This is a genomic window from Onishia taeanensis, from assembly GCF_900100755.1.
Lineage (GTDB): Bacteria > Pseudomonadota > Gammaproteobacteria > Pseudomonadales > Halomonadaceae > Onishia > Onishia taeanensis.
In genome coordinates, this window is the sequence record NZ_FNCI01000002.1 from 89,326 (window position 1) to 102,119 (window position 12,794).

A 12,794-nucleotide genomic window follows, 5' to 3' on the forward strand; every position below is an offset into this window, starting at 1 on the left:
CTCGGCCGCGGGCGATCATAACCCGTATGCGGTGCCTGGCAGCAGATCAGGTGGCGGCATACCGCTTAATGAGGCTTCAAGATGAAACAAGGTATCCATCCCGATTACAAGAAGGTCACCGCCACTTGCAGCTGCGGCGCGACCTTTGACGTGGGCACCACCGCGAACCACGAGTTCTATCTGGACGTCTGCTCGCAGTGCCACCCGTTCTACACCGGTAAACAGAAGCAGGCGACCACCGGTGGCCGCGTCGAGCGCTTCAACAAGCGCTTCGGTGCTGCCGTCAAGCGCGGCTAAGCGTTTACGCCGCCAGGTCGGCGACCCGTCGGGTCGCCGATCAGAGCAGAACCCGCCCGGGATGCCCCGCGGCGGGTTTTTTGTGGAAAGGCCACGCTGAGCCCTCAAGGATAAGCTGTGCATTATGGGTGAGGTGTTAGGTATAAACTGCAGCAAATGTGCTGGATCGGCATCAAACGCGCAATAAAAGTTGGAAAAATAGGCCAACTTGGTCTGCGTTGTGGGGGAGGGCATTTTTCTATATTCTTGCGCCACTTCACATGACATCACTGGACTCGACATGACTGATCCGAAGCAGGCGGCACTGGATTACCACTCCCATCCGATTCCCGGCAAGTTGTCCATTGAGCTGACCAAGCCGACGACCTCGGCCAAGCATCTGGCGCTGGCCTACAGCCCGGGTGTGGCGGAGCCCTGCCGCGAAATCGCCAAGGATCCGGAGAATGCCTACCTCTATACCGGCAAGGGCAATCTAGTGGCCGTGATTTCCGACGGTACGGCGATTCTCGGTCTGGGTAATCTGGGACCGCTGGCCAGCAAGCCGGTGATGGAAGGCAAGGGCGTACTGTTCAAGAAGTTCGCCGGCATCAATTCGGTGGACATCGAGGTCGATGCCGAAAGTCCGCAGGCCTTCATCGATACCGTGGCGCGCATCGCCGATACCTGGGGCGGCATCAACCTCGAGGATATCAAGGCACCTGAGTGCTTCGAGATCGAGCGGGCGCTGGTCGAGCGCTGCAGCATCCCGGTCTTCCATGATGATCAGCATGGCACGGCCATTGTCACGGCGGCGGGCATGCTCAACGCCCTGGATATCGCCGGCAAGTCGCTGGATAGCGCCCGCATCGTCTGCCTGGGTGCCGGCGCGGCGGCGATCGCCTGCATGAAGCTGCTGGTTGCCTGTGGTGCTCGGGCCGAGAATATCTTCATGCTCGACCGCAAGGGCGTGATTCACAGCGGCCGTGAAGACCTCAATCAGTACAAGGCGATGTTTGCCACCGAGACCGAGCGCCGGACTCTGGATGATGCCATCGACGGTGCCGATGTCTTCGTGGGCCTGTCCGGCCCCAACCTGCTGTCGCCTGAGCAGCTCAAGACCATGGCGCCGAATCCGGTGGTCTTCGCCTGCTCTAACCCCGACCCGGAAATTCACCCCACTGACGCCAAGGCCGCCCGCGACGATGTGATCATCGCCACCGGTCGCTCGGACTTCCCGAACCAGGTCAATAACGTGCTGGGCTTCCCGTTCATCTTCCGCGGCGCCCTCGACGTGCGTGCCACCGGGATCAACGAGGAAATGAAGGTCGCGGCCGTTCACGCCCTCAAGGATCTGGCCCGGGAGCCGGTCACCGAAGAAGTGCTCAAGGCCTACGACATCGATCACCTCGAGTTCGGTCGCGGCTATATCATTCCGACCCCACTGGACTCTCGCCTGCTGGATCGCGTGTCCTCGGCGGTGGCCCAGGCGGCCGTGGATACCGGCGTGGCGCGCAAGCCCTACCCGGCGCACTACCCGCTGACCAGCGTAGACGGCGTCTACGGCGGCTGATCGCCGCGACGCGCTCCGCTTGCAACACGCCGGCCCTTGGGCCGGCGTGTTGCGTTTGGGGCGTGCTTGGCGAGGTGAAAGGAAGCGCGAGGAGGTAGCGAGCAGCGGCTACCAGCTCAGCTGCAGCGAGGCGCTGGTGGTGGTGTCGGTGCGCGCCTCTGCCTTGTCCGGCGGCTGAGAGTTGTGCTTGATCTCGTGGGACAGGCGCAGTGCCAGGCGTGAGGTGAGCTTGCTAGTGATGGCGCTCAGCGAGCGCAGAGTGGTGTTCTCGCTGGTGGTTTCCACCGACATCTGTTGTTCGAAGTAGCCGGTATCGGAAAGCGTGAAGCGATAATCCATGGCGCCATAGGCGACGGCCAACTGCTGGCTATCCTGATCCTCTAGGCGATCGTCGCGATAACCGGGGCCGGCTTCTAGGGATAGCTCGTGAGTGGGGTTGTCGAGCAGCTGTCGCCCGTAGCCGCCGATGGCGGTCAACTGGCGGTCATAGCCGCTGTCGCGCTCCCGCTCCCAGCGGGTGAAGCCGAACAGGTAGTGCGGTCCGCTAAGGTCGTAGCGCTCGCGCCAGGAGGCCAGGTAGTGCTCGTCTTCGGTGTCTTCGTCTTCGCTGACGGTGCGCGCCTCCAGGCGAAGCGTGTGCAGCCAGTCGCCGTCGAGCCAGGCCAGCCGCGTCTTGGCGATCAGCGTCTGGCTGTTGGTGTTGCCGCTCAGGCGGGTATAGCCCAGCTCGGCGTCGCCGCTCAAAGTCGGGGCATCCGGCTTGGCCTTCGGCGGCGCGTAAAAGGGATAGGCCATGGCGGAGTTACTGGCGATAGCGACGCTCAGGGTGCCGGCCAAGAGGGCGTAACGCAGCAGACGTGACGGCGCCGCCAGCGCCTGCGTTGCGCCCGCTGGCTGATCGGCGCGCTTCATGCGTTGGCCGATGGGGCCATGTCGATCGCTGTGGGGAAGGTGCGGAATCATGGTGCTCGATGCCCGGGGCGGTGCGCCCCGGGTCGCTGGAGGTCAGAAAATGGCGTCGAAGGAACCGGTGCCCTGGGAGCCGCTCTGGGATTCGAGCTCCTGGTCGATGCTGCGCGGCGCGAGCGTCGGCAGCTTGCCGGCCACGAACATCTCCTGGATGCCGCCGGACTGGTCATTGCGCAGCCGCTGACCGGTTTCCGGGTCGATGCGCGCAGTCACGATGTCATCCGGGCGCTCGGGCTGCTGCTCCGGGTGGCCTTCCAGCGCCTTGCCCATGAAATCCATCCAGATGGGCAGGGCGGCCTGACCGCCATACTCGGCGATGGTGTCGTAGTTGTCCTTGCCGACCCACACGGTGGTTACCAGCTCGTCATTGAAGCCGGCGAACCAGGCATCGCGACGATCGTTGGTGGTGCCGGTCTTGCCGACGATGTCGCCGCGGTTGAGGGCCAGGGCGCGGCGGCCGGTGCCGTGCTCGATGACGTCACGCAGCATGCTGCGTAGCAGGTAAACCGAGCTTTCATCGGCGACGCGTTGCGCCAGCGGGTAGCGCTCGCCGTCGCGCTCGACGTGATCGGCATCCGGGGCGCAGGCGCGGCATGCCATCGCCGGCTCGGCCTTTTCGATCACCTTGCCATCCCGTGAGACTTCCTTGATGAACCAGGGCGAGACCTGGAAGCCGCCATTGGCCAGCGTCGAGTAGGCGTTGGTCATGGTCAGGGGTGTCAGGCTGGCGCTACCCAGTGCCAGTGACAGCCCGTTGGGCAGTTGGTCCTTGGCGAAGCCGAACCCGGTCAGGAAGTCGATGGTGCGATTGAGCCCCATGGTGCGCAGAATGCGGATGGTCACCAGGTTGCGCGACTGCGCCAGCGCCTCGCGCAGCCGGGTCGGGCCGCGGAACTCGCCACCGGAGTTGGCGGGCCGCCACAGGCCGTCGTTGGACTCCATGACCACCGGGGCGTCGTTGATCACGGTGGCCGGTGTCATGCCGCCTTCCTGCAGGGCCGCCAGGTAGATGAACGGCTTGAAGGTCGAGCCGGGCTGTCGCTTCGCCTGAGTGGCGCGGTTGAACTTGCTGGAGGCAAAGCTGAAGCCGCCTTGCAGGGCCAGCACGGCGCCGCTGTCAGGGGCCTGGACGATGATCGAGCCCTCGGCGGCAGGGAGCTGGGAAAGGCGCCAGCTGCCATCGTCCTGCTTGAGGATGCGGACCAGTGAGCCGCGATCGGCAATATCGCCAGCAGAGCTCGGCGCCCGCCCACGGCTGTAGGGGCTCAGGTAGGGATCTGCCCACTCGAGGCCGCTCCAGGGCAGCGTGATGGCCTCGCCGTCGCGACTGAGCACGCGCATCTCGCGGCCCTCGGTAGTGACGACGATCGCCGGCTCCAGAGGCCCATAGGCAGGCGTGCGCTCGAGGACGCGCAGCCAATTGCTGACGTCGCCATCGATGCCGCTGACCTGGGTCTGGCTGCGTTCGGCGGCCTGTCGAGCCGTTTCGCGGACCTCGGATTCAGACAGCTCTTCTTCGAGGCCGCTACGCTGGGTGCGGTTCTGGGCTTCCACCAGGCTTGCCGGGATGTCGGTCTCCTCGGCCCCTCGCCAGCCGTGGCGGGTGTCGTACTCGATCAGCCCTTGGGTCAGGGCCTGGCGGGCCAGTGGCTGCAGCTCGCTATCGAGGGTGGTGGTGACCTTGTAGCCGCCGGTGTAGGCGTCGTCATAGCGGTCGACGATGAACTGGCGGGCCATCTCGGCTACGTAATCGGCGTCGACATCGAGCTGAGTGGCGAAGCGACGCGCGGTGATGGGAGCCTGCACGGCGGCCTCGTAGCGCTCGGCATCGATGTGGCCAAGCTCGCGCATGCGATAGAGGATCCAGTTGCGGCGGATCAGCGAGCGCTCGGGGTTGGCCAAGGGGTTGAAGTTCGAGGGCGCCTTGGGCAGGCCGGCAATCATGGCGGTCTGGGCCAGGCTCAGCTCGGAGAGCGGCTTGCCATAGTAGGTTTCGGCGGCGGCACCGATGCCATAGGAGCGGTGGCCGAGGAAGATCTTGTTGACATAGAGGGTGAGGATCTCTTCCTTGCTCAACACCTGCTCCATCTGCAGTGCCAGCAGTATCTCGCGGATCTTGCGGGTGAAGGTCCGGTCAAGGGTCAGCAGATAGTTGCGGGCTACTTGCATGGTAATGGTACTGCCGCCGGACTGAATGTCGCCGCCGCTGGCAACCAGTTCGGTGGCGGCGCGCAGCAGGCCCTTGGGGTCGACGCCGGGATGCTCGAAGAAGCCGGCATCCTCTGCGGACAGCAGGGCGTCGATCATGTCCTTGGGGATCTCGTCGTAGCTGACGGGCAGACGACGTTCCTCGCCGAACTCGCCGATCAGCTTGTCGTCGCGGGTGTAGATGCGCAACGGGGTCTGCAGCTCGAAGTCCTGCAGTTGGCGCACGTCGGGAAGGCCTGGGGCGAAATAAAGAGCGGCGCCGACCAGTGCCAGGGCGCCGGATACGCACAGGGATAGCGTGATCCATATCGCCGATGTGGCAAGCGTTTTGAATAGCTTCATGAAGACGTAGTACTCATGATGAACGGTGGCTGGGCGATGGTGCTGGGAACGAGACTTCCATGGAGGGCCGTATTATAGGAACCCGGGCGTCAGGTAACCAGCGTTGAAGCGCTTGAACGATGGCTAAAGTGTTAGCTTTCGTAGAATCATGTAGTCTGGCCGGGATGAAGGTTTTAGCCTTGGTGGAGCGCAGTCGGCTAATGCATGGGTACGATGAAAATGTAGGCTTGAGTTGGGGGTGAAGCCTTGAGAAGGCTCAGAAGATCCGGAAAAGGGTTGATCGGGGTAGATATTTCCTCGGCGACCGTAAAGCTGATTGAGCTCAAATGCGTGCGTGGTCAGCGCCGGGTTGAGAGTTATGCGGTGCGGCCTTTGCGTGAGGGCACCGTGGTCGAACGGCGCATTCGCGATATGGGCGCCGTGGCCGAAGCACTGCAGCGCGCCGTCGTTCAGGCACAACCTAGCACGGATGAAGCCTGCGTTGCCGTGCCAGCAAGCGCCGCCATCACCAAGACGCTGATCCTGCCTGCCTCCCTCAATGATGAGGAAATCGAGGCTCGCATCGAACTCGAATCCGACAAGCATATTCCTTTTCCGTTCAACGAGGTCTCCTTCGACTTTCAGCGGCTGGGCATCAATGAGCGCTATACCGACCAGCAGGACGTGCTGCTGGTCGCCTGTCGCAACCGAGACGTCAACCAGTTGACCGAGGCGTTGCTTCAAGCCGGCTTGACGCCTGCAGCGGTCGATGTCGAGACCTTCGCCATGGAGCGCGCCTTCCATGAGCTCCAGCAGCAAACGATGGCCAGCAGCGACGACGAGTGCGTCGCACTGGTCGATATCGGGGCCAACATGAATGCCTTCCATGTGCTCAAGGGCGGGCGCATCGTCTATAGCCGCGACACCGTCTTTGGCGGACGGCGCCTGACCGATGAAATTGCCAGTCGCTACGAGCTTACCTTGGAAGAAGCCGGGCTTGCCAAGAAGCGCGGCGGACTGCCCGAGGACTACGCCAGTAACGTCTTGATGCCCTTCATCGAGACGCTGGTGCAGCAGGTTGGGCGCTCACTGCAGCTGTATTATACCGCGGGCCGCAAGGAGAAAGTCAGTCGCTTGATGCTGGCCGGCGGGTCCAGCGTGATCCCTGGACTCAAGGAGCGCCTCGTCGAGGAAACCGGCATAGAGGTGCTTAACGTCAACCCGTTTCGACGCATGCAGGTCAATTCGCGCATCAATGCCCAGACGCTGGCCAATGATGCGCCGGCCATGTTGACCGCCTGTGGGCTGGCCATGAGGGGGCGCTGATGGGCATCGAGATCAATCTGCTGCCCTGGCGCCAAGAGCAGCGAGAACGTCGCGGCAAGCGTTTCAACTTGGCATTGGGGCTGATGGCCGTCCTCGGGTTGGGGGGCGGCTATGCGATGACCTTCTACTACGATCACCAACTGGACGTGCAGCAGCAGCGCAATGAGCATATCCGCGCCGAGTCTGCCCAGCTCAAGCAGGACATTCGTCATATGCAAGATGACGAAAAGAGTCGCGGCGTCATACGCAACAAGATCGATATCTTCAGTCAGCTTCAGCAAGGGCGCGGCCAGACGGTGCGTGTCTTCAATGCCCTCAGCGCCAGTCTTCAAGAGGGGGTGTACTACTCCAAGCTGTCCCGTACGGGCCAGCGGCTGAGCCTTGATGGCTTGGCCGAGGATAACTATCAGGTCTCCGATCAACTACGCGCTCTGGAGGCGATGCCGGTGTTGGGTGTGCCCGTGCTTTCGCAGGTAGAGGGCGATGAGCAAGGACATAGGCGCTTTTCGCTGAGTGTGGAGCAACAAGTACCCGCTGCGGTCGGGGAGGCGCCATGAATCTATCGGCCGAGTGGCGCCGCCTGCGTGAGCTGGACTGGCGTGAGCTGGACATAAAGGAGGCCGGCGGCTGGCCCTGGTCGCTGCAGTTGGCCTGTTGCTTGCTGGTGCTGGGACTGACCTGCTTTGCCATGGACTGGTACTTGGCGGCTCCCAAAGTGGAAGCCCTCGAGCAGGCGCGCCGCGAAGAGGCGCAATTGCTAAACGCCTTTGGTCGAGAGGCGGCGCAAGCGGCGAGGCTGCCGGCCATGGAAGAGCAGGTGGCGACCCTCAATGCTCGTCTCGACAGTTTGCTGGAGATGCTACCCAGCGGTGCCGAGATTCCGGCGCTGATCGACGATATCAGCAAGACGGCTCTGGACAATCAGCTCTCCATCGAGGCGATTCGCCTGCGAGAGCCAGTGCCCAATGAGCATTACATCGAACGGCCCTTCGACATTCGTGTGCGCGGCGAGTACCACCGCATCGGTGCTTTCCTGGCTGGGGTGGCGGCTCTGCCGCGTATCGTCACGCTGCATGATTTCAGCCTGTCACCGGTTGGCGATAGTGATCAGCTGGAGCTCTCCATGCTGGCGCGCACCTACAGCTATGCCCCTGGTGCCAACGCGAGCGACGAGGAGGTGGCGCCATGAGTCCGCGTATGGATAGCGATGCCGGCGCTCTCTTGGGCCGCGCTACCCTGCAACAGGGCGGCAAGGTGCTCAAGCGTTCGCCGTGGCGTTGGTGGCCCCGTTCATGGGTGAGTTCGGCGTCGCGGAAGGGCTTGTCACGCGCTTTCGCGCTTTCGCTGGCGCTTGGCTTGTCGTTGACGGGATGTAGCGAACCCGATATTGCCGGGCTGGATAAGAAGCTGAGTGAGCTGCAAGCCGACCCCAGTGGCATCAAGCTTCCGCCGGTTCCTGAGCTGCCCCGGTACGTTGCCGTGGCCTACGATCAGTCGGGCCGGCGTAGCCCCTTCCTGGCCCGCCAGCCGGAGGCCGAGGCGGCGCCCGCGGGCGCTAGCGATCTGGCTCCTGACCCGGACCGGCCGTTGGACCCACTCGAGGCTTACCCCCTCGACCAGCTCGAGCTGGTGGGTACCTTAAGTGTGGGCAATCAGCCTTCGGCGCTGGTGCGGGCGCCCAATGGCGAAGTGCATCGGCTGACCAGCGGTGATCATATGGGCACCGATTACGGCCGCATCGTCAGCATCACCGAGGCCTCCGTCCAGCTGGTCGAGGTGGTCAACAATGGGCGCGGTGGTTGGGTGGAGCGCACGCGCCGGTTATTGCTGGACGATCCTACAACGAATCAGGCCGGCTGAGTCACGCAGGAAACAAGGGACACGACGATGCAAATCATGATGCGGGTATCGCTGGCACTCATGCTGGTCTGTGGCCTCCCGGCCACGGCCCTGGGCGCGTCGACGCTAACAGGTTTAGAGGTTAGCCAGGGCAGTACCGGTGAGCTAGAGGTCGACATGCGCTTCGACGGCGAGGTCCCCCAGGTGCGCGGCTACCGGCTCGATTCCCCTCCCCGGCTGAGTATCGACCTGGTCGACACCGCCAATGGCCTCGCCGAGCGGCGTCGTGAGATTGGGCTGGCCGGCGTCGATCGCCTGATCACGCTGGAGGCGGGGTCGCGCACCCGGCTGGTATTCGATCTCGACGCTCCGCTGGCCTATCGCACGCGGCAGATCGGCAATCGTCTCGAGCTGATAATCGGCGACGCCGCCGCGCCCGCCACCGCTTCGGCGAGTGCACCAGCCGCATCGACCTCGGCGTCTGACGATGTCAGCACTGATCCGCAGATCTCGAGCTTCGACTTTCAGCGCGGCGTCGAAGGCGGCGGAAGGCTGGTGGTCAACTTCGACCGGGCCGGGGTCGCCTCAACGGTGCGAGAGTCCGGAAACAGCATCATCGCCGAGCTTCCCGGTGTCGAATTGCCCGCGGCCCAGGATCAGGTGCTCGACGTCACCGACTTCGGCACGCCGATGACGCGCGTGGTGCCGAGCCGAGTTGCCAATGGGGTGCGCCTGTCGATCGACACCCAGGGCAACTATGCGATGTTCTCGACGCTTCAAGGTCGCCAGCTGATCGTTGAGGCGCGTCCCATTACCCGCGAGCAGCGGGTGGATCGCGACGAGACGCGTGCCAGCTACGACGGCGAGCGCATCAGCCTGAACTTCCAGGACATTGAGGTGCGGGCGGTACTTGCGATCATCGCTGATGTCAGCGGCCTCAATCTGGTGGCAAGCGACAGCGTCAGTGGTCGCGTCACCCTCAATCTTGATGACGTGCCCTGGGATCAAGCCCTTGACCTGGTCCTTCAGAGTCACGGCCTTTCCAGTCGTCGTGAAGGCAACGTGATCGTGGTGGCGCCGGCCAGTGAGCTTGCCAACATCGAGCGCCAGGAAATCGAGGCCCGGGAGCAGATGCAGGTGCTCGCCCCGTTGACCACCGAATACCTGCAGGTCAAATACGCCAAGGCCTCTGAGCTTGCCAAGTTGCTGCGTGGCGGTGAAGGCTTCGGCTTGCTCACCGAGCGCGGCCGGGTCAGCGTCGATGAGCGCACCAACACCCTGCTGATCCAGGACACCGCCGATCAGATCCGCGAGATCCTGCGTACCGTCGAGAAGCTCGACGTTGCCGTGCGCCAGGTGCAGATCGAGGCGCGAATCGTGATTGCCCGAGATGGGGTGACCCAGGAGCTGGGCGTCAACTGGGGGATGTCGTCGGCCGATAGCATCAACGGCGTGCTGGGCAACGGCAGCAGCGCCAATCTGAGTGGCGCCTCTACCGGCGTTGCCAGCAACGGGGGCTTGGCGGTCGATTTGGGAAGCGCTAACTCAGCTTCGACCAGCTTCTCCTTCGGTTACCTGTCGGGCGACGTGCTGCTCGACCTCGAGCTCAATGCGCTGGAGACCGAGAACAAGAGCCAGACCATCTCCCAGCCACGGGTGATCACCGCCAACCAGCGCACCGCGATCATCAAGCAGGGCCAGGAGATTCCCTATCAGGAGGCGACCTCCAGCGGGGCGACCAACATTGAGTTCAAGGAGGCGGTGTTGTCGCTCGAGGTGACGCCGCAGATCACACCGGACAACCGGGTGATCATGGATCTTGCCATCAACAACGATACCGTCTCCGATCAGAGCTTCGCTGGCGCCCCCGCCATCGATACCAATCAGATCGAGACCCAGGTGCTGGTGGATAACGGCGAAACGGTGGTGCTGGGTGGCATCCTGACTCAGGAAGAGCTGCGCAGCCTGTCCAAGACGCCCTTCCTGGGCGATCTACCGGTGCTCGGCCATCTGTTCCGCTATACCCAAGAACAGAACGAGAAGGTAGAGTTGCTGATATTCATTACTCCCAGGATTCTCGAGGACAGGCTGGCCCTTCGCTGATGCAGGATGATCTTCCCAACGTTTTCTTGATCGGCCCCATGGGGGCCGGTAAAAGCACCATCGGCCGCCTGTTGGCGGCCGAGCTGCACCGCGAGTTCTTCGATAGCGACCACGAGATTCAGGCGCGCTGCGGCGCCGATATTCCCTGGATCTTCGATGTGGAAGGTGAGGCGGGCTTTCGCGAGCGCGAGCAGCAGGTGATCGGCGAGCTGACGCAGTACCCCCGCGTGGTCATGGCCACCGGGGGTGGCGCCGTGATGCGGGAGGCCAATCGCCGTGCGCTGCGCGAGCGCGGTACGGTGATCTATCTCTACACGACCGTTGAGCAGCAGCTAAAGCGCACCGCTCGCGACCGTAATCGGCCGCTATTGCAGCGAGACGATCGTGAAGAGGTGCTGCGAACCCTGTTCACCCGCCGCGATCCCCTGTATCGAGCGACCGCTGATTTGGTGGTGCGCACCGATCGCCGCGGCCCCAAGGCGGTGGTGGGTGAAATCGTGCGCCGCGTGAGCCGCCAGGTCGACCCGCTGATGTCCTGCAAGGCCTGAGGGCGCTCTTGCTTCTAACCGAGTCTTTCTGACCGAGTCTGTTTCATGCCCCAATCCGATGCTATCCGTACGTTAAGCGTGGCGCTCGACGAGCGCAGTTATCCGATTCATATCGGTCCCGGTCTGCTGAGTCATGCCGATGTCATTGCTCCTTATCTGGCCGGTCGTCAGGTGATGATCGTCACCAACGAGACAATCGCGCCGCTCTATCTCGAGGCCTTCAAGCGGGGGCTGCCCGAGGGGCTCGAGGTCGAGGAGGTGGTGCTGCCTGACGGTGAACACACCAAGACCCTGGATTCCGTGTCCCGTATCTGGGATGCCCTGCTGGCCGCCGGTTTCAACCGTCGTTGCACCCTGATTGCCCTGGGAGGCGGCGTGATCGGCGACATGACCGGCTATGCCGCGGCCTGTTATCAGCGGGGCGTAGCCTTCGTTCAGGTGCCGACGACGCTGCTTTCCCAGGTCGATTCCTCGGTGGGAGGCAAGACCGGGGTCAACCACCCTCGTGGCAAGAACATGATTGGCGCCTTCTGGCAGCCCAAGGCGGTGCTGATCGATACCGAGACCCTATCCACTCTGCCGGCTCGGGAGCTCTCGGCGGGGCTCGCCGAGGTGATCAAGTACGGCCTGATACGCGACCTCGAGTTTCTGGCCTGGCTCGAGGCGCGGATGGATGCGCTGCGCGGCCTTGATGGCGAGGCGCTGCGCGAGGCGATCTACAGAAGCTGTGCCATCAAGGCCGAGGTAGTGGCCGCCGACGAGACCGAGCAGGGTGCCCGGGCGCTGCTCAACTTGGGGCACACCTTTGGTCATGCCATCGAGGCGCATCAGGGCTATGGGGCCTGGCTGCACGGCGAGGCGGTGGGAACCGGTATGCTGATGGCTGCCGAGCTCTCGCAGCGTCTGGGGTGGCTGACTCAGGACGAGGTGGATCGTACGGCGGCGGTCATCGCTGCCGCCGGCCTTCCGCCGGCGGCGCCCGATGACATGGGCGTGGAGGACTTCCTGGCGGTGATGCGACTGGACAAGAAGAACATCGATACTCGGCTCCGGCTGGTGCTATTGCGAAGTCTCGGTGATGCCTGTCTGTACGATTCGACCCCGCCTGAGATGCTCGAGAGTCTGCTGACGGACTTCCCTCGTCGCTAGAGGGTGGCTCACTGGGCTGGAAACTAGGCGTCCGTGTTTCACGGGCGCCTTTTTTGTGGCATGACTGGTCGTTGAGTCGATGCGTGATAGGCGACAGCAATTTTTGCCAAGGCTTCGCTGCCGAGCGTCTGGCAGGGGCTGTCGTAATGGCCGGCTGTCGACGATCAGAAAGTAATTCGCATGCCTTATGCATGATTGGCATGCCCTTGAGCGGTTTTTTGCGACTAAGGTCTAATATGCTCGACCTGTCGTGCAAGCCGAATACAAGTGGTTGACCTGTCAGGGTTTTTTATCTGTCGAGCGCGCTAAGGTGCCGTTTTTCGGCGGTTTTTTAGACATCGATGCGGGCGGGGAATTGCGCAGGGGGAGGGTGGTGGCTATGCTAGGTACCCTTTTTCGGCGCCAGAAAGCGGCATTTTGCAGCGGCATATAAATAAAGAAAAACCGATAACTATATCGCTGAAGCCGTCTGGACACAAGACTAC

11 protein-coding genes are annotated in these 12,794 nt (G+C 63.0%); 9 read left to right on the top strand and 2 right to left on the bottom strand.

What is annotated here, in order from left to right:
• Positions 1–81: 81 nt before the first annotated feature.
• Positions 82–297 (top strand): 50S ribosomal protein L31, encoded by a 216-nt coding sequence (gene rpmE, locus BLR71_RS02970; protein ID WP_092522994.1) that lies wholly within the window; start codon positions 82–84, stop codon positions 295–297.
• 280 nt (positions 298–577) lie between these two features.
• Positions 578–1,846 carry a malic enzyme-like NAD(P)-binding protein gene (locus BLR71_RS02975; protein WP_092522996.1) on the top strand — a complete coding sequence of 423 codons (1,269 nt, stop codon included), beginning with the start codon at positions 578–580 and terminating at the stop codon, positions 1,844–1,846.
• Between the two features lie 108 nt (positions 1,847–1,954).
• Here the strand turns inward: BLR71_RS02975 and BLR71_RS02980 are convergent, their stop codons facing one another.
• Together BLR71_RS02980 and BLR71_RS02985 are read right to left on the bottom strand one after the other, a co-directional pair.
• Positions 1,955–2,641: a DUF481 domain-containing protein gene (locus BLR71_RS02980; protein ID WP_245696339.1), complete on the bottom strand. Its 687-nt coding sequence runs from the start codon at positions 2,639–2,641 to the stop codon at positions 1,955–1,957.
• Positions 2,642–2,851: 210 nt separating this feature from the next.
• On the bottom strand, positions 2,852–5,365 hold the full coding sequence (locus tag BLR71_RS02985; protein WP_092522998.1) for a penicillin-binding protein 1A: 2,514 nt from the start codon (positions 5,363–5,365) through the stop codon (positions 2,852–2,854).
• Between the two features lie 246 nt (positions 5,366–5,611).
• Here BLR71_RS02985 and pilM point away from each other — a divergent pair, with 246 nt between their 5' ends.
• The 7 genes from pilM to aroB are packed head-to-tail and all read left to right on the top strand — an operon-like array spanning position 5,612 to position 12,309.
• Positions 5,612–6,670 carry a type IV pilus assembly protein PilM gene (pilM, locus tag BLR71_RS02990; protein WP_092523000.1) on the top strand — a complete coding sequence of 353 codons (1,059 nt, stop codon included), beginning with the start codon at positions 5,612–5,614 and terminating at the stop codon, positions 6,668–6,670.
• Positions 6,670–7,227, top strand: a complete 558-nt coding sequence (locus BLR71_RS02995; protein ID WP_092523002.1) for a PilN domain-containing protein — start codon at positions 6,670–6,672, stop codon at positions 7,225–7,227. Before pilM ends, BLR71_RS02995 begins: the two co-directional genes overlap by 1 nt.
• Positions 7,224–7,859, top strand: a complete 636-nt coding sequence (locus tag BLR71_RS03000; RefSeq protein WP_092523004.1) for a type IV pilus inner membrane component PilO — start codon at positions 7,224–7,226, stop codon at positions 7,857–7,859. Before BLR71_RS02995 ends, BLR71_RS03000 begins: the two co-directional genes overlap by 4 nt.
• Positions 7,856–8,530 (top strand): pilus assembly protein PilP, encoded by a 675-nt coding sequence (locus BLR71_RS03005; RefSeq protein WP_245696323.1) that lies wholly within the window; start codon positions 7,856–7,858, stop codon positions 8,528–8,530. Before BLR71_RS03000 ends, BLR71_RS03005 begins: the two co-directional genes overlap by 4 nt.
• A gap of 27 nt (positions 8,531–8,557) precedes the next feature.
• Positions 8,558–10,612: a type IV pilus secretin PilQ gene (locus BLR71_RS03010; RefSeq protein ID WP_092523009.1), complete on the top strand. Its 2,055-nt coding sequence runs from the start codon at positions 8,558–8,560 to the stop codon at positions 10,610–10,612.
• A complete protein-coding gene (aroK, locus tag BLR71_RS03015; protein WP_092523011.1) occupies positions 10,612–11,160 on the top strand; it encodes a shikimate kinase AroK in 549 nt (182 codons plus the stop codon). The genes BLR71_RS03010 and aroK overlap by 1 nt, the downstream gene beginning before the upstream one ends.
• A gap of 45 nt (positions 11,161–11,205) precedes the next feature.
• Entirely contained in the window at positions 11,206–12,309 is a 1,104-nt protein-coding gene (gene aroB, locus BLR71_RS03020) for a 3-dehydroquinate synthase (protein WP_092523013.1), read from the top strand.
• Positions 12,310–12,794: the final 485 nt, after the last annotated feature.